A 1,273-nucleotide genomic window follows, 5' to 3' on the forward strand; every position below is an offset into this window, starting at 1 on the left:
GCCCACAGCTGTCCGGTTTAGTTTCAGGCCCATAGGAGCATCAATTGGTCTGGATTGGAGACGAGGATAGGGTCGGGTTGGAGCAGGAGGTCGATGCGCCTGCGCTGCATGAGGTTGACGCGGACCAGACGGGCGAAGGCGAGCGGTGATTTGACCAAGCTTTGCGCCGCCTGGGCGAGCCGCAGCAGCAGGAAGGCGATCAGGGCGACGGCGATGTGGATGCGCACGGCATTCTCCGAGCGCCCGACGAAGCGGGTGATCTTGAGGGTCTGCTTGACCCAGCGGAAGAACAGCTCGATGGCCCAGCGGCGTTTGTAGAGATCGGCGATCTCCTGGGCAGTCGCATCGAGATCGTTGGACAGGATCCGCAGCACCTTGCCGGTGTCGATGCGCAGGCGGATCTCGCGCACCGCATCGGCCATGGGGTTGCGGCGGCTGCCGGCTTGGCGGGCGGGAAGGAAGCCGATGCGGTCGGACAGGATGGTGCCGGCTTCCGGCACCGGCAGTTCCTCGACCAGGGTGAGCTTGGTGTGGGTCTTGAAGCGGGTGACGATACGGCAGCCTGCGGCATCGAGTTCGGCCCACCAGCTATAGTCGTAGTAGCCGAGGTCGAAGACGTAGGTGGCGCCGGCCTCGATCGGCATCGCCTGGGCGGCGGTGATGTCGTTGACCTTGGCCGGGGTGACGGAGAGATAGACCGGGCAGTCGGCGTCCGGATCGTAGATCACATGGGCCTTCACCCCGCACACGCCGGCACTGAAGCGGGCCCAGCTGCTCAGGGCGCTCAGCCGCAGGCTGGTTGCGTCGATGAGATAGGTGGTGCCGTCGAGCTCGCGCCGGAGCCCGCGATGCGTCTGGCCGATCAGCAGACCGAGCAGCCCGGTGAACACCTCGTGGGGCCGCACTGCGTTGGCGTCCGACAGCGTCGAGCGCGCCACCGTTTCGGCACCCAGGTGGTAGAGCCGTGCCGAATGGCTCTGCAGCGTACCGACGATCTCGCGCAGGCTCTGTGCCCCGGACAGCTGGCCGTACACGAGCGCGATCAACTGTGTCTTGCTCGGCAAGCTGCGCACCCGGAAATCGGCGCCATGCTGCTCGACCAGCCCCTCGAAGCCGGCCCAAGGAACGTGCTTCAGAAGATCGTGGAACACGCTATTCTTGTGCTGCATGGCGTTGCCCTTTGCTGTCCCGAAACGTTGCCAGACGTTCGAGATCCAGCAGAATCAACGCCATGCACCTTGTCCACAAAACTCAACCGGACACTCGTGGGTCA

Annotated in this window: 1 protein-coding gene; it reads right to left on the reverse strand. The window is 64.7% G+C overall.

Annotation, left to right across the window (positions count from 1 at the left end; genetic code table 11):
* Positions 1-23: 23 nt before the first annotated feature.
* Positions 24-1,169 (reverse strand): IS4 family transposase, encoded by a 1,146-nt coding sequence (locus AB4112_RS35955; protein WP_309792289.1) that lies wholly within the window; start codon positions 1,167-1,169, stop codon positions 24-26.
* Positions 1,170-1,273 lie beyond the last annotated feature (104 nt).

Origin of the sequence: Inquilinus sp. 2KB_23 (assembly GCF_052115705.1) — a bacterium.
GTDB classification, from domain to species: Bacteria; Pseudomonadota; Alphaproteobacteria; order DSM-16000; family Inquilinaceae; genus Inquilinus; species Inquilinus ginsengisoli_A.

Bases quoted from the DNA above. Each gene is read 5' to 3' on its own strand.
- AB4112_RS35955 (WP_309792289.1), bottom strand. From the start codon at position 1,169: ATGCAGCACAAGAATAGCGTGTTCCACGATCTTCTGAAGCACGTTCCT.